This window comes from Roseovarius tolerans (genome assembly GCF_900109855.1).
GTDB classification, from domain to species: domain Bacteria; phylum Pseudomonadota; class Alphaproteobacteria; order Rhodobacterales; family Rhodobacteraceae; genus Roseovarius; species Roseovarius tolerans.
On sequence record NZ_FOBO01000021.1, the window covers coordinates 25,168 to 41,399 of the forward strand.

The window sequence follows — 16,232 nt, forward strand, 5'->3', positions numbered from 1 at the left end:
CGTGAGGCGTGACATGACAGGCGTGAAAATCGGCATCATCATGGGCAGTCAGTCCGACTGGTCCACCATGCGCGAAGCGGCGAGCATTCTCGACGAGTTGGGCCTGGGATACGAGACGCGCATCGTCTCGGCGCATCGCACGCCGGACCGCTTGTGGGACTACGGAAAGACCGCCGTTGAGCGCGGCTTGCAGGTGATCATAGCCGGCGCGGGCGGGGCGGCGCATCTGCCGGGCATGATGGCGTCGAAAACCCGCGTGCCGGTGATCGGCGTGCCGGTGCAGACCCGCGCGCTCGCAGGTGTCGACAGCCTCTATTCCATCGTGCAGATGCCAAAGGGCTTCCCGGTGGCGACCATGGCGATCGGGGCGGCAGGGGCCGCCAATGCCGGGCTGATGGCCGCCGCGATCCTTGCCAATTCCGACGCTGCCCTCGCGCAGCGCCTCGATGACTGGCGCGCCGCGCTTTCTGCCTCCATTCCAGACGAGCCAAGCGATGACTGATCCTCTCTCTCCCGGCGCGACCATCGGCATCCTGGGTGGCGGCCAGTTGGGCCGCATGCTTTCGGTCGCCGCGGCGCGCCTCGGGTTCAAGACCTGCATCTTCGAGCCGGGCGGCGATTGCCCGGCGAGCCATGTGGCGAACTTCCATTTCAAGGCCGAGTACACCGACGAGGATGCCCTGCGCCGCTTTGCCGAAAGCGTCGATGTCATCACCTTTGAGTTCGAGAATATCCCCGCCTCGGCCCTTGATCTGCTGGAGCGGATTAAGCCCGTCCACCCCGGCCGCCGCGCGCTCAAGGTCAGCCAGGACCGTCTGATGGAAAAGGCGTTCCTGTCGGATCTGGGGCTGGCAACCGCGCCCTTTGCCGCCGTCGATGACGCCGAGGATCTGGCCGAAGCGATGGCCGAGATCGGCCTGCCCGCGATCCTCAAGACCCGCCGCTTCGGCTATGACGGCAAGGGGCAGGCGCGGATCATGACGGCGCAGGACGCCGAACAGGCCCTGGCCGACATGAACGGCGCCGCAGCGATCTACGAGGGGTTTGTCGAGTTTAGCCACGAAGTGTCGGTCATCGCGGCGCGCAATGCCGCCGGTGACGTGGCCTGTTATGATCCCGGCGAGAACGTCCACGACGACGGCATCCTGCGCACCACCACCGTGCCCGCGCGCCTGACGGCGGCACAGCGCACCGATGCGGTCCTGCTGACGGCCAAGATCCTCAACCGTTTGAAATATGTGGGCGTCATGGGGGTGGAACTGTTCGTGACGGCCAAGGGCCTCGTGGTCAACGAGATCGCGCCACGCGTCCACAATTCCGGCCACTGGTCGCAATCCGGCTGCGCCATCGACCAGTTCGAACAGCATATCCGCGCCGTGGCGGGCTGGCCGCTGGGCGACGGGTCGCGCTATGCGGATGTGGTGATGGAGAACCTCATCGGCGATGACGTGAACCGCCTGCCGCAGATCATGCAGGAGGCCGATGCCGCGCTACACCTCTATGGCAAGGCCGAGGTAAAGCCGGGTCGCAAGATGGGCCATGTCAACCGGATCATGCGCAAGCCGACCTAGCGCCCTGACCCCATCAGTTTCCGGTCAGCGCGTTGCGTGAAACCGTGCCTTGCGTCTGGGACGCGATGACATTTGCGATGCGCGCACCGATATGGCGGCTTGCCTTGACCGAGGGGTGAATGCGGTCCAGCGCGTGATAGCTCAGATCGCCATGCGGGACCATGTCGGCCAGCGGCATGAAATGCAGCCCCCGGTCCAGTGCCGCGAGACGCGCCATGCGTCGGTCGAATTCGTCACCCTCGTCGGCGCAATGCTCGATCGGGGAATTCACACCCGGCGAGCGCAGATAGCCCACATAAATCACCTGCGCCCCGTCTTGGCGCAGTCGCGACAGGAAGCCGGGGATCATACCACGGCGACCGTCACGCGAAATCAACCGGTTCATGCGCCGTTCGCAGCGGTTGCACCCGCAACCAAGCCACAGATCGTTGCCGCCCCCATTGAGCACCACCCAATCCCAGTTCCCGCGATGATATTGCTGCTTGATATTGAGCCCGAGTGCCCCGCTGATCGGCAGCCGGTAGAAATACCGCGCCCCGCCGATGGCGCGGTCGGTCACCTGCGCCCCGGTCATGCGTCGCACGGTCGACGACACCGACAGGCCGACCAGCTTGTGCATCGCCATGAGCGAATCGCCCATCACCAGGATACGGAACCCGTCGCGCCCCTGCGCCATCGCCTGCGGCCCCGTCAAAACAAGGGTCAGCAGTGCGATCGCGAATATCTGTCGTGTCATTTTCAGCCTCGTCACCATGATCGGATCGGACGCCCCCAAGCATCCATGCTATCAGACTGGCACCGAAGGTTTAACAAATTCCCAAAAACACTCTGTTGCCCGGAGGCGACCTGTCCTTCGCACAGAATGGCCTGCGGCAACGAACATTGCACTCCCGCCTCAAACCTCTAGGTTCGCGCTCAGACAGAAGGAATGGACAATGCGCGCGATCGTCACGGTGGACCGGCTGAGCAAGACCTACAAGGACGGCTTTCGGGCTCTCCGCGACGTCTCTCTGGATATAGAAGAGGGCGAAATTCTCGCCCTGCTCGGCCCCAATGGCGCGGGCAAGACGACACTCATTTCGGCGCTTTGCGGCATCACCACTCCGTCCGCCGGGCAGGCGCGCGTCGGCGGGCATGACATCGTCACCGGCTACCGTGCCGCGCGCGCGATGATCGGCCTAGTGCCACAGGAAATCGCGCTGGAACCCTTTGAAAAGGTGATCAACACCGTGCAGTTCTCGCGCGGCCTCTTCGGCAAGTCACGCGATGATGCGCTGGTCGAGCGGGTGCTGCGGCAACTCTCGCTCTGGGACAAGCGCAACAACCGCATCCGAGAACTGTCGGGCGGCATGAAACGCCGCGTGCTGATCGCCAAGGCGCTCTGCCACGAGCCGCGCGTGCTGTTCCTCGACGAGCCCACGGCTGGCGTCGATGTGGAACTGCGCCGCGACATGTGGGAGGTGGTGCGCGGGCTCAAGGAAAGCGGCGTCACCATCATCCTCACCACGCATTATCTGGAGGAGGCCGAGGCCATGGCCGACCGCATCGCCGTCATCAATCGCGGCGAGATCCTGCTGGTCGAGAACAAGGCGGATCTGATGCGCCGGATGGGCCGCAAGACGCTGCAGATCGACCTTGTGCAGCCGGTCGAGGCGGTGCCAGATACGCTTGCGCAATACGCGCTCGAACTGGCCCATGACGGGCATGCGCTGCTCTATCATTACGACACCAGCGGCGAGCGCACCGGCATCACCCGGCTGTTGCAGGCGCTCGCAGACGAGGGGCTGAACTTGCGCGATATCGAGACCCGACAGAGCAGTCTGGAAGAGATTTTCGTGGGTCTTGTGCGGGAGGACGCGGCATGAACCTGCACGCCATCAAGGCCATATATGTCTATGAAATGAAGCGGTTCTTCCGCACGATTCTCGAATCTCTCCTATCCCCGGTGATCTCCACCACGCTCTATTTCGTGGTCTTCGGCGCCGCCATCGGCAGCCGCATCGAAGAGGTCGAGGGCGTCAGCTACGGCGCCTTCATCGTGCCAGGGCTGATCATGCTCAGCGTCATGACACAGGCCATCTCCAACGCCTCGTTCGGGATCTATTTCCCGAAATTCATCGGCACGATCTTCGAACTGCTTTCGGCCCCCATCAACTTTTTCGAAATCGTTCTGGGCTATGTTGGAGCGGCGGCGACGAAATCGCTGCTCATCGGCGGGGTGATCCTGATCACCGCCGGGTTCTTTGTCGATCTCGACATTCAGCACCCGGTGATGATGCTGGTCTTTCTGGTGATGATCTGCGTCAGCTTCGCGCTCTTCGGCTTCATCATCGGCATCTGGTCGGAAAATTTCCAGCAGTTGCAACTGATCCCTCTCCTGGTGATCACGCCGCTGGTGTTCCTGGGCGGGGCCTTCTACTCGGTCTCGATGCTGCCCGAGGGTTGGCAGACGGTGACGCTGTTCAACCCGGTGGTCTACCTGATCTCGGGCTTTCGCTGGTCGTTCTTCGGCGTGGCGGATGTCGGCGTCGGCCTGAGCCTCGCCGCGATCGGGATCTTTTTCACGCTCTGCCTCGGGGTGGTCTGGTGGATCTTCAAGACCGGCTACCGGATCAAGTCCTGAGCGCGCGCGCGTAACCTTTTTTACGCTGGGCGCTCTCAGTTGGTCCATGCGCCTTGTTTGTCTGCCCCTCGCACTCTACATCGGGACGCATGAAGCATCTGATCCCTTTCCTCAACCGTCACCCCACAGTGGCGGTCATCCGACTTCAGGGCGTGATCGGCGCGGGCGGCCGCGCGCAGCTAAATGACGAGGCGCTCGGCCCGGTGATCGAAAAGGCGTTCTCGCGGGGTAAGCCCAAGGCGGTGGCGCTGGTGATCAACTCGCCCGGCGGCTCGCCGGTGCAAAGCTCACTGATCGCCGCACGCATCCGCAGGCTGGCGGCCGAAAAGGAAATCCCCGTGCATGCCTTCGTCGAGGACGTGGCGGCCTCGGGTGGCTACTGGCTGGCGGTCGCGGCTGACGATATCTGGGTCGATGACAGCTCGATCCTCGGCTCCATCGGGGTGATCTCGGCGGGGTTCGGCGCGCAGGTATTTCTCTCACGGCAGGGGATCGAACGCCGGGTCTACACCGCCGGCAAATCCAAGAGCACGCTTGACCCGTTCCTGCCCGAAAAACCCGAGGATGTGAAACGCCTCAAGGGGTTGCTGGACCAGATTCACGAGGCCTTCATCGCGCATGTCAAAGCCCGGCGCGGTACAAAGCTGGCCGATGATCCGGACATCTTCACAGGGGAGTTCTGGCTGGGACAGCGCAGCGTCGAACTGGGCTTGGCCGATGGCGTCGGACATCTGATGCCCAAGATGAAAGAGATTTACGGCGACAAGGTGCGCTTTGCCAAATACGGCCGCAAGCGCGGGCTGCTCTCACGCTTTGGCGCGACGATCGCACAGGATGCGCTGTCAGCGGTCGAGGAACGGGCGAGCTATGCCCGGTTCGGTCTCTGACATGGTGGTGAAGATCGTCGTTCTCTTCCTCGTGGCCATGGGCGTGCTCGCGATGTTCGGCAAGCTGCGGTTTCCCGGACAGAAACGACTTGCGGCGGCCAAGTGCCGCAAATGCGGACGCTACCGCATCGGCAAGGGGCAATGTTCCTGCGAAAAGGGACGCAATCCATGATGCCATGGCTCATGGTGGCGCTCGGCCTCGTCATCCTGCTTCTGGCGGGGGATGCGCTGGTCAAGGGCGCGGTCAACCTCAGCCTGCGGCTGGGCATTCCGGCGCTGATCGTCAGCCTCACCGTGGTGGCCTTCGGCACCTCGGCCCCGGAACTGCTGATCTCCGTCAACGCGGTTCTGAACGACAAGGCGGGGTTGGCGCTTGGCAACGTGGTGGGCTCGAACACGGCCAATGTGCTCTTGGTGCTGGGCATTCCCGCGATCCTGTCGGTGCTGCACACAAGCGGCTGCAAATGCGGCAAGTCCTACCTGCAAATGCTCGGCGCAAGCGTGCTGTTCATCGCCCTCGCCTTTCGCGGATCGTTCGACTGGATCGCCGGGCTGATCCTGCTGGCGGCCCTCATGCTCATGCTGGGCGATGCGCTGCGTGACGCGCTCAGCCATCGGCGCGATGCGGCGATCAAGGCACTTTCGGAGGCCGATTTCATCGAGGATGTCGAAGGGGCCGACCCCGACATGCCATGGTGGCAGATCGTGACGTTCCTGCTGCTTGGCCTCGTGGGCCTGCCCCTCGGCGCGGATATCCTCGTCGACAACGCCTCCATCCTCGCGATGCGCTACGGCATCAGCGAGGCCGCGATCGGGCTCACGCTGGTGGCTCTCGGCACCTCGTTGCCGGAACTGGCCACCACCGTCATGGCGGCCCTGCGCAAGCAGGCCGACGTGGCACTTGGCAACGTGATCGGCTCGAACATGTTCAACCTGCTTGCCATTATCGGGATCACCGCGCTGATCGGCGAGGTGCCGGTCAATGCGGAATTCCTCACCTTCGACCTCTGGGTAATGCTGGCGGCGTCGCTCATTCTCATTCCGTTCGTGTTTCTCGGGCGGGATATCGGCAGGGTCTGGGGTGTCCTGTTGACCTCGGCCTATGTGGGCTATGTTGCAATCGTGTTGACATAAGCGAGGGCAGGGCATGACACGAGGGCTGGTGACCGGGGCAGGCAAGCGGCTGGGCCGCGCGATGGCGCTGGAACTGGCGCGGCAAGGGCAGGATGTGGCGATCCACTATGCCACCTCCGCACAGGCCGCCGAGGAGGTCGCCACAGAGATCCGCGCGCTCGGTCGGCAGGCGGTGACGCTACAGGCTGATCTGCTGGACGAGGCACAAGTCACGCCGCTGATCACACGCGCCGCAGAGGCGCTCGGCGGGCCACTGACCACCCTGATCAACAACGCCTCGATCTTTGAATATGACACGATCGACAGCGCCACCCGGCAAGGCTGGGATCGGCACATGGAAAGCAACCTGCGCGCGCCCTTCGTGCTGACACAGGAATTGGCGCGACAGGTTCCCGATCCGCTCACCGACGAGAATGACGAGCCGCGTGCGCAGGGCCTTGTCGTCAACATGATCGACCAGCGCGTGCGCAAGCTGACACCGGAATTCATGAGTTACACCATCGCCAAGATGGGCCTCTGGGCCTTTACGCAGACGGCAGCACAGGCCCTTGCCCCCCGACTGCGGGTCAATGCCATCGGGCCGGGCCCCACCCTGCAGGGCCATCGCCAGAGCGCCGAGCATTTCGCGAACCAGCGAAACGCGACGATTCTGCAGCGCGGAGCCAACGAGACGGACATCACCGGGGCGCTCGCCTACCTGCTGCACGCGCCCGGCGTGACCGGCCAATTGATCTGCGTCGATGGCGGTCAGCACCTGGGCTGGCAGACCCCGGATGTCCTCGGAGTTGAGTAGAGAACATGACTCTCGCAGAGAAGTTTTGCACCGGTCATACTGCCGTTACGTAAGCGTCACAAAAATGCTAACGTTTTCAATGGTATGTTCAGGACAGAGATTTTTATCTTTTTGAATCAATGGTATATTATACTGCCTATATTTTAATCATTTCAGCGAAGCTGGCTTGATTCAACGAAAATTTCCCGCTCACGAAAACTTATAGGCAGAGTTATCCACAGCAATGGTGGAAACCTTATCCCTTGCCCTCGGCCCCGGATCATTGCAGCACAACACGAGAATCATATCTGAAAGCATATGCCCGATACTGACCCGCCCTCCCCGCCTGCCACCGGCCCCGACGTGATCCGGGGCTACCTGCGCACGCTCGATGCCTCACCGGGCGTCTACCGCATGCTCGATGCGCAGGCGCGGGTGCTTTATGTCGGCAAGGCACGCAACCTGCGGGCACGGGTATCGAACTATGCGCGGTCCACCGGTCACACCGCGCGGATCGCACGGATGATCTCGGAAACCGCCTCGATGATGTTCCTCACCACGGCAACCGAGACCGAGGCACTGCTGCTCGAACAGAACCTCATCAAACAGCTCAAGCCGCGCTACAACGTGCTGCTGCGCGACGACAAGAGCTTTCCGAACATCCTTGTGACGTCGCATGACTATCCGATGATCAAGAAACATCGCGGCACCAAGCGCGAGAAGGGCAGCTATTACGGCCCCTTTGCCAGCGCCGGCGCGGTCAACCGCACGCTCGCACAGTTGCAGCGCGTCTTCCAGCTGCGCAATTGCAACGACACCATGTTCGAAAGCCGCACGCGCCCCTGCCTGCAATACCAGATCAAACGCTGCACCGCGCCCTGCGTCGGCAAGATATCCAAGGCCGAGTATGCCGTTCAGGTGCGTGACGCCGAACGCTACCTTTCGGGCCGCTCCACCGAGATACAGGAAAAGCTGGCCACCGAGATGTCGCAGGCCGCCGAGGCGATGGAATACGAGCGCGCCGCCGCCCTGCGCGACCGGATCAAGGCGCTGACGCAGGTGCAGACCGCGCAGGGCATCAACCCGCGCACCGTCGATGAGGCCGACGTGATCGCGCTGCACCTGGAACAGAGGCAGGCCTGCGTGCAGGTCTTCTTCATCCGCGCCGGGCAGAACTGGGGCAACCGCGATTTCTATCCCCGCGTCGGTGCGGATGTGGAGGAGCCCGAAGTGCTCGAGGCGTTCATCGGTCAGTTCTACGACAGCAAGGAGCCGCCCCGCGCCCTCATCCTGTCACATGATCTGGAAAACCCCGACCTGATGAGCCAGGCCCTGACCGAGAAACTCGGCCGCAAGGTGACGCTCACCGTCCCTCTGCGCGGCGAAAAGGCCGAACTGATCGACGCCGCCTTGCGCAACGCCCGCGAAAGCCTCGCCCGCAAAATGGCCGAGAGCGCGACGCAAGGAAAGCTGCTCAAAGGCCTGGCCGAGGCATTCGACCTGCCTAGCCCCCCGCAGCGGATCGAGGTCTATGACAACAGCCACATTCAGGGCACCAACGCCGTCGGCGCGATGATCGTGGCAGGGCCCGAAGGGATGATGAAGAACCACTACCGCAAGTTCAACATCAAGGGCGACGGCCTGACCCCCGGCGATGATTTCGGCATGATGAAAGAGGTGCTGACCCGCCGCTTCAAACGCCTGCTCAAAGAAGACCCGGATCGCAGCCAGGGCCAATGGCCCGACCTGCTGCTGATCGACGGCGGCGCAGGGCAGGTGAGCGCGGTTGCAGGCATCATGCGCGAGATGGGGGTTTCGGATATCCCGATGGTCGGCGTCGCCAAGGGCGTGGACCGCGACCACGGCAAGGAGGAATTCCACCGCACCGGCAAGCGGCCCATGGCGCTGCGCCACAATGACCCGGTGCTCTATTTCGTGCAGCGCCTGCGCGACGAGGCGCACCGCTTCGCCATCGGCACGCACCGCGCCAAACGCGCCAAGGCGATCTCCGCCACCCCGCTCGACGAGGTGCCCGGCGTCGGTGCCGCCCGCAAGCGCGCCCTGCTTGCGCATTTCGGATCGGCCAAGGCCATCAGCCGCGCCAACCTCGCCGACCTGCGCGCGGTCGACGGGGTCAGCAAGGGCCTCGCCCAGAAGATCTACGATTATTTCAACGAGGGTTGAGCGCGCGGCATCTCAGCCCTGCGGCGCGACCGGCGCGAACCGGATCAGCACCCGGCCTTCGAGCGTCGTGTCGCGGTACACCACCGTTTCGGGCAGGCGCAGCACCAGCGGGCGACGGGCCATCTCGGCCCGCCACGCTTGGCCGGTATCGAGACAGGTCGCATCCACCCCAGCGTAATCGATCCGCGCCCGCGCGCGGCGCAGCTCGCCCAGATCATCACGCATCATGCGCCCGTCCAGCACCGCCTGCGTGCGCCGCAAGATCTCGCGCCCCAGCGCCCCGCTGCGCCTGTCCTGCCCCGGCAGGTCGGACCACAGGCCACAGACATGCGCGCGCCCGTTGACCGACACCAGTTCAGCCGCCACGCGCACCCCGCCGCCCGAGGAATAGCGCCCCTCGGCCACTGTCGCGGCGGGGCTCAGATCCAGCAGACGGCTCAGACGGCGCAGGACCGGCACCACCTCCAGCCCTGCGCCCATGGCCCCCGGCCCCGTTTGACGAAAGACGATGTTTGGGGCGCTGCTGCCGCCACCGGATCGGCTGATCTGCTGTCTTGGCAGGAAGACCTCGGGCACGCGCCCCGCCCGCCACGGCAGATCGGTCAGGATGCAGCCCGCGGGCGCACCCGCGTAATCCAGCCGCGGCGCGATCTGTGGCAGCGCGCCCAGATCCTGCATCACCCGCCGCCCCTGCGAATAGACGCTGGCCAGTTGCACGATGCGCCGCGCCTCGCCCGTGGTGTAACTCGCCTGACTCTCGCTCTCGGACCATGCACCACACAGGGCGGTGCCGCCTTTCGTTGTGCGGCGAAACTCGGTGGCGATGGTCAATCCCCCGCCAGAGGAAAACGTGCCATGAGCAAGGCTCACCCCGTCGCTCAGCCGGGTCTCGGCCTGCGCGGCCGTGGCAAGGCCGAGGGCAAGGGCAAGGATCAGGGGCAGACGCATGGCGGGACTCCGGCATTGTTTCACCCAGCTTAGCAAGCCGCGTGGCCCCGCACAAATCAAGACCGGCGTCAGACCGCCTGCGCGAGAAGTTGCTCCTCGACCATCCGGTCGGCGATCACGGCGGGGCTTACGCCCTCAGCCGCTGCAAGGGTGAGGATATGGGCCATGTTGGCCTGCATCGCCGACAGCCGGTCAGCCACCCAGCCATCCCGATCCGCGATCTGCAGGATCTCGGCAGCGACATTGATGATCCCACCGCCATTGGCCACGTAATCCGGCAGATAGAGAATGCCGCGCGCCTCCAGCAATTCGGCGGCCTCGGGCGTCGCCAGCTGATTGTTCGCCGCGCCACAGATCAGTGCGGCCCTGATTTCGGGAATGCTGCGCGCGTTCAGAACGCCGCCAATCGCGCAGGGCGCGAAAATATCCGCCTCCGCTGCGTGAATGGCCTCGGGTGCCACCGGCTCCGCCTCGAACTCCTTGACGGTCGAGGCAACGCGCGCCGCATCCATATCCGCCACGATCAGCCGCGCTCCCGCCTCGTGCAGCATCAGGCACAGGTGCCAGCCAACATGGCCCAGCCCCTGCACGGCCACCCGGCGACCGGACAGATCGGCCTTGCCCCAGACCCGCATCGCGCCCGCCTGCATCGCGCCCATCACACCCCGCGCCGTCACCGGCGAGGGATCGCCGCTGGCATGCATGCCCTGATCGCGCCCCGCCACGAAACGCGTCTCGCGCGCGATCTCTGCCATGTCCTCGGGGCTCATCCCCATATCCTCGGCGGTCCAGTAGCGCCCCGCAAGGCTGTCGATGGCGCGCCCCATGGCGCGCAGCAGCGCGGGCGTCTTGTCGTGGCCCGGATCGCCCATGATCACCGCCTTGCCACCCCCCAAGGGCAGACCGGCGGCGGCGTTCTTGTAGCTCATGCCGCGCGACAGGTTCAGCACATCCTCGATCGCCGCATCATCCCCCTCATAGACCCGCATCCGCAGTCCGCCCGCCGCCGGTCCAAGCCGCGTGGAATGCAACGCGATATAGCCGCGCAAGCCGCTCTCGCGGTCCTCGACGCGGTACAGATCCTCGTGGCCGGGCGATGAAAGACGTGTCAGCATGGTGGAATCCTCCTTCCACTCAGGGTAAGACCACGCAGACGCGAAAAAACAGCAAACTTTTGTCACTTGGCCGTGACGATTGGGGATTATCCCCAAAAGTGAGAGGGGTTTTGGGGATTATGGACAATATCGACCGCCGCATCATCGCCGCCCTGCAACGCGACGGCCGCCAGAAACTGGCCGATCTCTCGGCCACCATCGGCCTCTCGCCAACGCCGCTTGCGCGCCGCATAACCCGGCTCGAAGGGGCGGGCGTGATAACCGGCTATGCCGCCCGCGTCGATCAGGAAAAGCTCGGCCTGCCGCTCAATGCCTTCATCTTCGTCGAGTTGGAGCATCACACCCGCGACGCCATCAAGACCTTCGAAACCCGCCTGCGCCGGTTTGACGAGGTCATGGAATGCTACCTGATGACCGGCACCCGCGACGTGCTCATTCGCGTCGTGGCCGCCGATCTCGCGGGCTTTGACCGGTTCCTCGAAGACGGGCTGATGCAGACGCCCGGCATCCGCTCTATGCGCTCCAGCTTCGCATTGCGCACCATGATCCGGCGCGACGCGCTGCCCGAGGTCTGAATGGAGCAGTTCGACGTCATCGTGATCGGGGCCGGGCCCGCAGGTGGCGCAGCGGCGTTCTGGGCCGCGCGCGCGGGCCTCACCGTGGCGCTTATCGACCGCAAGTCCTTTCCGCGTGACAAGCTGTGCGGCGGTCTCGTCACCGGACGCGCCCGGCGGCACTATGCAGAGATTTTCGGCCACGAGATGCCGTTCGACCCAGAGGACTGCAAGACCACCGTCGATTTTCGCTATCGTGGCCAGTCGGTCGGACTGATCGAAGACGCGCCACCCCTCTGCGCCACCATGCGGTGGGACATGGATGCGATGATCTGCGGACAGGCGCTCGGCGCGGGCGCGCGGGATTTCACAGGGCAGGAGGTGTCGGCGCTGGATTTCGGCGCGCGCACAGTCACGTTCACGGATGGCCGCGCCCTTGCCTATCGCGTGCTGATCGGGGCCGACGGGGTTAACAGCCAGGTGGCGAAACGCCTCTTCGGCCGGAGCTTCGAGCGCGCGCGCATCGGTTTCGGGCTGGAGATTGAGGCAACCGATCCGCACCTGGCCCCCGACGCGCCGATCCGCATCGACCTTGCAGCGGCGCAATGGGGCTATGGCTGGACCTTTCCGAAACGCCGCTCGACCACCATCGGCGTCGGCGGCCTGCTGTCGAAGAACCCCGGGATGAAACGCGCTATGGCGGACTATTGCGATCTGCTCGGCATCGACGCCCCCGAGGCACGCATCAAGGGTCAGTTCCTGCCTTTCGGCGACGTTCGCAAGGTGCCGGGGCGCGGTGCCGTGCTGCTTGCGGGCGATGCCGCCGGGCTGGTCGATCCGGTCACCGGCGAGGGCATCGGCCACGCGCTCCATAGCGGTCAACTGGCCGCACAGGCGGCAATCGACGCGCTCGCCGCGCACCGCCCCGACACGGCTCTGCGCCGCTACCGGCGCGCCCTGCGCCCGTTGCACCGCAGCCTCCGGATGGCACGGCTGATCCGCCCGGTGATCTTCGCCCCCGCGCTCGAGCGGTCCTTCGCCCGCGCCTTTGCCCGCTCCACCACGCTGCGGCGGCAGTTCCTCGACCTGATGGCAGGCGATACGGACTACCACGACATCCTCTGGCAAGTGGTGCAGCGCCTGCCGCGCCTCGGCCTGATGCTGCTTCAGCGCCGCAGGATCGAGGAATAGACCAACAGCCCGTGACCGCTCAATTCCCGCTCGACCCGCGACCAGAGCGCGCCCATACTGATCGGGTCGGTCCCGGTGGCTTGCGCGATTTCTTGCAGGCTGCGCCGCCCGTCAATCGCGGCGATCAGCCGGGCCGCCTCTTTCGGCAGGCTCAGCCGCGCGGTAACGCTGCCAAAGCTCAGCTTGGGGCTTTGCCCCTGCCCCACGGCCCGCGCCAGATCAGCGGCACGCAGCCCCTTGAGATGCGGCACCAGCGCCCGATTGCGTCCCGTCGCCGGGCCCCGCGCCTCACTGCCGCGCACGGCATAGCCGACGTGGGTCTTGATCGTGCCGCCCAGCTTTTCGGCCAGCGCCATGCGCTCGACCGGGCCCAAGCGGTCCGGCACATCGGTGATCCGTGCGAGATCATAAAGCACCGGCAAGGTGAAGCCAGACAGGTGCCAGCCCGTCGCCTCCAGCATGTCGTTGAGCGCGGTCACATCAAAGGCACGGTCCTGCGAATGCAGCAGCAGGTCATAGAACCCCGCATCGCTGTCCTTGTGATCGCCAAGATTGATATTGGCCCTGAACGGATGCCCCTCGGGCAGGCCCGCGACGATCTTGCGTGCCGCCTTCAGCCGCGCCTCGGACGCCATCCCGTCCAAAAGCGCGCCAAACGCCTCCTGCAACGGGTAGACACCTGATCGGCCATAAGGCGCATAGACCATGAAGCCCATGCCGCCGCCGGGGGCCAGCGCGGCCAGCAGGGCACGAAACCCTGTCGCCGGGTCGGGCAGATGATGCAGCACGCCGCAGCAGTCGATATAGTCGAACATGCCATGATCCGCCGCGTCCAGCAGGCTGCCGGTGACAAAGCGGATGCCGCTCAGCCCCCGCACCCGTGCCCGCTCTTCGGCAATCGCGCGCGAGGCGGTTGAGAGGTCCAGATAGGTGATCTCGGCCACCCGGCCCGCATCCTGCATCTGCTGCGCCAGTTGGATCAGCGCATCGCCGGTGCCACCGCCCGCCACCAGAACGCGCAGCGGCTTTGACCAGTCGCGCGCACCGCCGAAGACGAAATGATCGACCTCCAGCACATGCGAGGGCGACCCTGTGATCAGCCGCGTCTTTTCCTCCGCCGGGTCGCGCGCCGGATAGGGATAGGCCTCGTATTGCGCCCTGACCTCGCTCACCGCCGCGCCCCCTGTTTCTTCTTGGACAAAATACTCAAATCCGACGCCCGCCTCAGTCGAAAAGCTTGCGCAGCTTGCGCTCGGCCTTGTCCTTGAGCTTGTCCTTGACCGCATCCTCGACGCTCTGGCCCTCCTGCGGCGTCACGTCGAGCCGCTTTTGCACCTCGCGTTCCAACCGCTCCTCGGCCTTCTGCTCAAGCTCCTCACGCTCCGCCTTGAGGTTGAGGTCAAGCGCCTTCTCCAGATCGGGTTTGATCCGTGGGCTGGCCCAGGGGCCCTCAATCCGCACCGGAATGGCAAGGCCACGCGAGTTGTCCCCCTCCAGCAGAACCGGCGTGAAAAGATAGTCGATATCGCGCGCACCAAGGCCGACACGGCCGGTCCCTTCGGCCCGCGCCAGCGGCAGCTTCATCGCCAGATCGCGGTTGTAGAGATTACCCTTGTCCATGGTGAAACTGGCGCTCAGCGTGTCGAAAACCGTGGTCCCCCCCGACACGTCGCCCGCGCGCATCAGCCGGTCCAGATCAATCCCCGAGATCACCCCGCGACCGGTGCGCAACGCGCCCTTGCCCGAGAGCGAATTCATGATCGCATGCACCGACTGGCCGACACCCAGAAACTCCACCTCGCCGCTCGCCGAGGCCGCGAACCGGGTGATGTCCATGGCATCGGCAAGGAACCGTTCGAGGTTGATACCCTCGGCTTTCATGGTGCCGCCCACCGACAGGCCCGAGCGGTTGTTGGCGACGAACTCGCCGGTGATCAACCCGTCATAGCCGCGCAATTCGCGCAAGGAAAAGACCGCGCGCGACCGGTCCAGCGTCATCAGCGTGCGGGTCGTGCCCAGCTTCAGATCACCCAGGTCGATGCTGTCGGCCACCAGCGCCACCTCGCCATTCGCAAGCGCCAGACCGCTTGCATCAATCGGCGCGCGCGACCAGCCGGTGTCACCGCCCGCGCCCGCCTCATTGCTGTCCGCCCCGGCCAGCTTCGAGAGATCAAGCGCGCCCGCATTGAGCTGCGCATTGATGCGCGGCACCTCGCCCGCAAGCTCGATATCCGCCGCCCCCGACAGCGCATTCCCTCCCAGATCGAGCGTCATGTCGCGCAAGCTGAGCCGCATCGCTTGCGTCAGCGTCACATCTGCCCCGCCCCTGACCCCCGCGCCAAAGCCCTGCGGCAGGTCCACCGCGCCCAAATCCAGCGCCGCGACAAAGGCGCGCGTGTCGGGCATGTCGATGTCGAACCGCCCCTGCACCTGCGGCTGCAGCCTGGCACGCCCGTCAAAACCGATGCGCCCGCCCGGCCCCTCGATATTGGCCACCACATCCGTGACCGCCCCGTCGATGAACGCGCCCACCTGTTCCAGATGGCCCGATACCGTCACCGGATCGCCCGCCTGCCGCAGCACCACGTCGAATGTCGCCCGGCCATCGTAATCGGGCCAGCGCAGATCGAAATCCATGTCGCGGATCGCCTGCACCTCGCCAGTGCCGTGATCGGTATAGGTCAGATAGGCACCCTTGATCAGCGCCCGGTCCAGCGTCAGCGACAACCGGTTCGCGGTGGCACGCGTGCCGCCCTCGGACTGGCCAGAGGGGGCCACACCCTCGACCCCCAATTCCCAGTTCACCCGGCCGTCCACGGCCCGTTCCAGCCGGATCTGCGGCCCCACCGCCTCCAGCCCGGTGATGCGGATATCGCCGCCAAAGAGCGCCCCCGGCTCCACCCCGATCTTGAGACTGTCGGCGGTGAACATCGGCCCGGCCTCGGACCAGTCGGCATTGGCGACCTCGACCGCCCCGGTCGCAACCCCCAGAACGGGGTAAAAGCTGATCCGCGTATCCCCCGACATGGTGACCTGACGGCCCGTCGCCTTGGTGATCTGCTCGGCGGCGATCTTGGCGATCCGGTCGCCCGGCAGGAAAAACAGCGCGCCCAGAACGATCGCCAATATCACGACCACCAGCCCGATCAGCCGAAACACCCACCGCATGGCACAATCCCCTTTTGCAACGCTCAGCACAACTCTAGGCGTGCAGCGCGGGCTTGGGCAACCGCTTTTGCCCCTTCCCGCGGGA

16 protein-coding genes are annotated in these 16,232 nt (G+C 65.0%); 11 read left to right on the plus strand and 5 right to left on the minus strand.

From position 1 onward, the window contains the following. The first annotated feature begins 13 nt into the window (after window positions 1–13). Together purE and BMX04_RS16565 are read left to right on the plus strand one after the other, a co-directional pair. On the plus strand, window positions 14–502 hold the full coding sequence (gene purE, locus BMX04_RS16560) for a 5-(carboxyamino)imidazole ribonucleotide mutase (RefSeq protein WP_050663390.1): 489 nt from the start codon (window positions 14–16) through the stop codon (window positions 500–502). Further along, complete coding sequence (locus BMX04_RS16565; RefSeq protein ID WP_074787992.1) at window positions 495–1,571, plus strand: 5-(carboxyamino)imidazole ribonucleotide synthase; 1,077 nt, start codon at window positions 495–497, stop codon at window positions 1,569–1,571. Before purE ends, BMX04_RS16565 begins: the two co-directional genes overlap by 8 nt. 13 nt (window positions 1,572–1,584) lie before the next feature. Here BMX04_RS16565 and BMX04_RS16570 read toward each other — a convergent pair whose 3' ends face one another. Then, window positions 1,585–2,307 (minus strand): SGNH/GDSL hydrolase family protein, encoded by a 723-nt coding sequence (locus BMX04_RS16570; RefSeq protein ID WP_074788019.1) that lies wholly within the window; start codon window positions 2,305–2,307, stop codon window positions 1,585–1,587. Between the two features lie 199 nt (window positions 2,308–2,506). On the opposite strand from BMX04_RS16570, the gene BMX04_RS16575 reads away from it, so the two are divergent. The 7 genes from BMX04_RS16575 (at window position 2,507) to uvrC (ending at window position 9,171) form a co-directional block, all read left to right on the plus strand. Beyond that, complete coding sequence (locus tag BMX04_RS16575) at window positions 2,507–3,436, plus strand: ABC transporter ATP-binding protein (RefSeq protein WP_074787993.1); 930 nt, start codon at window positions 2,507–2,509, stop codon at window positions 3,434–3,436. Beyond that, window positions 3,433–4,194 carry an ABC transporter permease gene (locus tag BMX04_RS16580; RefSeq protein ID WP_074787994.1) on the plus strand — a complete coding sequence of 254 codons (762 nt, stop codon included), beginning with the start codon at window positions 3,433–3,435 and terminating at the stop codon, window positions 4,192–4,194. The genes BMX04_RS16575 and BMX04_RS16580 overlap by 4 nt, the downstream gene beginning before the upstream one ends. Before the next feature lie 89 nt (window positions 4,195–4,283). Beyond that, window positions 4,284–5,081: a S49 family peptidase gene (locus BMX04_RS16585; RefSeq protein WP_074787995.1), complete on the plus strand. Its 798-nt coding sequence runs from the start codon at window positions 4,284–4,286 to the stop codon at window positions 5,079–5,081. Further along, a complete protein-coding gene (locus BMX04_RS16590; RefSeq protein ID WP_074787996.1) occupies window positions 5,062–5,253 on the plus strand; it encodes a hypothetical protein in 192 nt (63 codons plus the stop codon). The genes BMX04_RS16585 and BMX04_RS16590 overlap by 20 nt, the downstream gene beginning before the upstream one ends. After that, window positions 5,250–6,215, plus strand: coding sequence for a calcium/sodium antiporter (locus BMX04_RS16595; protein ID WP_050663396.1), 966 nt, complete (start codon window positions 5,250–5,252; stop codon window positions 6,213–6,215). The genes BMX04_RS16590 and BMX04_RS16595 overlap by 4 nt, the downstream gene beginning before the upstream one ends. Window positions 6,216–6,228: 13 nt before the next feature. Next, a complete protein-coding gene (locus BMX04_RS16600) occupies window positions 6,229–7,008 on the plus strand; it encodes an SDR family oxidoreductase (protein WP_074787997.1) in 780 nt (259 codons plus the stop codon). Window positions 7,009–7,305: 297 nt separating this feature from the next. Continuing rightward, window positions 7,306–9,171 carry an excinuclease ABC subunit UvrC gene (uvrC, locus tag BMX04_RS16605; RefSeq protein ID WP_074787998.1) on the plus strand — a complete coding sequence of 622 codons (1,866 nt, stop codon included), beginning with the start codon at window positions 7,306–7,308 and terminating at the stop codon, window positions 9,169–9,171. A gap of 12 nt (window positions 9,172–9,183) precedes the next feature. Here uvrC and BMX04_RS16610 read toward each other — a convergent pair whose 3' ends face one another. Both BMX04_RS16610 and BMX04_RS16615 read right to left on the minus strand, forming a co-directional pair. After that, window positions 9,184–10,119: an orotidine 5-phosphate decarboxylase gene (locus BMX04_RS16610; RefSeq protein WP_074787999.1), complete on the minus strand. Its 936-nt coding sequence runs from the start codon at window positions 10,117–10,119 to the stop codon at window positions 9,184–9,186. Window positions 10,120–10,187: 68 nt separating this feature from the next. Then, the gene (locus BMX04_RS16615; RefSeq protein ID WP_074788000.1) at window positions 10,188–11,234 is read right to left on the minus strand and encodes a Glu/Leu/Phe/Val family dehydrogenase; all 1,047 of its coding nucleotides are present in this window, start codon (window positions 11,232–11,234) and stop codon (window positions 10,188–10,190) included. Between the two features lie 119 nt (window positions 11,235–11,353). On the opposite strand from BMX04_RS16615, the gene BMX04_RS16620 reads away from it, so the two are divergent. Together BMX04_RS16620 and BMX04_RS16625 are read left to right on the plus strand one after the other, a co-directional pair. Next, window positions 11,354–11,809: an Lrp/AsnC family transcriptional regulator gene (locus tag BMX04_RS16620; protein WP_074788001.1), complete on the plus strand. Its 456-nt coding sequence runs from the start codon at window positions 11,354–11,356 to the stop codon at window positions 11,807–11,809. Continuing rightward, on the plus strand, window positions 11,810–12,979 hold the full coding sequence (locus BMX04_RS16625) for a geranylgeranyl reductase family protein (RefSeq protein ID WP_074788002.1): 1,170 nt from the start codon (window positions 11,810–11,812) through the stop codon (window positions 12,977–12,979). Here BMX04_RS16625 and BMX04_RS16630 read toward each other — a convergent pair. Together BMX04_RS16630 and BMX04_RS16635 are read right to left on the minus strand one after the other, a co-directional pair. Continuing rightward, a complete protein-coding gene (locus tag BMX04_RS16630; protein ID WP_074788003.1) occupies window positions 12,955–14,151 on the minus strand; it encodes a class I SAM-dependent methyltransferase in 1,197 nt (398 codons plus the stop codon). The two genes, BMX04_RS16625 and BMX04_RS16630, sit on opposite strands and share 25 nt — an antisense overlap. A 52-nt stretch (window positions 14,152–14,203) precedes the next feature. Next, window positions 14,204–16,147, minus strand: coding sequence for an AsmA family protein (locus tag BMX04_RS16635; RefSeq protein ID WP_074788004.1), 1,944 nt, complete (start codon window positions 16,145–16,147; stop codon window positions 14,204–14,206). Between the last annotated feature and the right edge of the window lie 85 nt (window positions 16,148–16,232).

Excerpts from the sequence above, each read along its gene's own strand:
- purE (WP_050663390.1), top strand. The coding sequence starts at position 14 with ATGACAGGCGTGAAAATCGGCATCATCATGGGCAGTCAGTCCGACTGG.
- BMX04_RS16565 (WP_074787992.1), top strand. The coding sequence starts at position 495 with ATGACTGATCCTCTCTCTCCCGGCGCGACCATCGGCATCCTGGGTGGC.
- BMX04_RS16570 (WP_074788019.1), bottom strand. The coding sequence starts at position 2,307 with ATGACACGACAGATATTCGCGATCGCACTGCTGACCCTTGTTTTGACG.
- BMX04_RS16575 (WP_074787993.1), top strand. The coding sequence starts at position 2,507 with ATGCGCGCGATCGTCACGGTGGACCGGCTGAGCAAGACCTACAAGGAC.
- BMX04_RS16580 (WP_074787994.1), top strand. The coding sequence starts at position 3,433 with ATGAACCTGCACGCCATCAAGGCCATATATGTCTATGAAATGAAGCGG.
- BMX04_RS16585 (WP_074787995.1), top strand. The coding sequence starts at position 4,284 with ATGAAGCATCTGATCCCTTTCCTCAACCGTCACCCCACAGTGGCGGTC.
- BMX04_RS16590 (WP_074787996.1), top strand. The coding sequence starts at position 5,062 with ATGCCCGGTTCGGTCTCTGACATGGTGGTGAAGATCGTCGTTCTCTTC.
- BMX04_RS16595 (WP_050663396.1), top strand. The coding sequence starts at position 5,250 with ATGATGCCATGGCTCATGGTGGCGCTCGGCCTCGTCATCCTGCTTCTG.
- BMX04_RS16600 (WP_074787997.1), top strand. The coding sequence starts at position 6,229 with ATGACACGAGGGCTGGTGACCGGGGCAGGCAAGCGGCTGGGCCGCGCG.
- uvrC (WP_074787998.1), top strand. The coding sequence starts at position 7,306 with ATGCCCGATACTGACCCGCCCTCCCCGCCTGCCACCGGCCCCGACGTG.
- BMX04_RS16610 (WP_074787999.1), bottom strand. The coding sequence starts at position 10,119 with ATGCGTCTGCCCCTGATCCTTGCCCTTGCCCTCGGCCTTGCCACGGCC.
- BMX04_RS16615 (WP_074788000.1), bottom strand. The coding sequence starts at position 11,234 with ATGCTGACACGTCTTTCATCGCCCGGCCACGAGGATCTGTACCGCGTC.
- BMX04_RS16620 (WP_074788001.1), top strand. The coding sequence starts at position 11,354 with ATGGACAATATCGACCGCCGCATCATCGCCGCCCTGCAACGCGACGGC.
- BMX04_RS16625 (WP_074788002.1), top strand. The coding sequence starts at position 11,810 with ATGGAGCAGTTCGACGTCATCGTGATCGGGGCCGGGCCCGCAGGTGGC.
- BMX04_RS16635 (WP_074788004.1), bottom strand. The coding sequence starts at position 16,147 with ATGCGGTGGGTGTTTCGGCTGATCGGGCTGGTGGTCGTGATATTGGCG.